The 538-nt window shown below is 59.7% G+C and carries 1 protein-coding gene; it reads right to left on the bottom strand.

Going from position 1 to position 538, the window contains the following annotated elements; translation table 11 throughout:
• Positions 1-418, bottom strand: a 418-nt coding sequence (locus tag AC1DVH_RS32560; RefSeq protein WP_477757233.1) for a MurR/RpiR family transcriptional regulator, incomplete at its 3' end; no start/stop codon positions are given.
• Positions 419-538: the final 120 nt, after the last annotated feature.

Here is a 538-nt window from a genome sequence, read left to right as displayed (position 1 = left end):
GGCGGGTGACGAACGCTTCAAAGGCATCTTCATGGTTGTTGGTCGCCGCCGTGGCGAGGTTGCTGGTGGCGCTCTGGATTTGCTCATGCAGGCCAAATGCACCACCCGGTCGATGCGCCAGTTCATTACGAAGCTTGTCGACCGGCGACACCATCTGCTGCAAAGTCGCCACCAGCTCGGCCTTCATGCCGGTGTAGCCACCCAGGTTCAGAGCCTTGGCCAAACGATTGACCGCGGCTGGCGAGGTGGATGTTTCATGAGCCATTTCTTCGATAGTCAGCGTCGCAGCCCTTAGCGGGTGACGCAGGATGAAATCCGCCACTTTGCGCAGTGATGGCGGTAAATCGGTAACGATTTCCGTCAGTTTGCGCATCACCGGCGCGGCATAGACCGTGGTGTTTTTCGTGGGGGTCGGCATGTCCGGCTCTGCAGTTCCTGAGGGTTGGAGATGGGGCTGGGGCGGGCGCATAACCTGTGGGAGCGTGGCTTGCCCGCGAAGCGAACACCGCGATTTTTCAGGCATTGCGCGTTATCGTTC

This window comes from Pseudomonas sp. P4_C3 (genome assembly GCF_056402075.1).
This window is presented reverse-complemented; position numbering and strand designations above follow the sequence as displayed.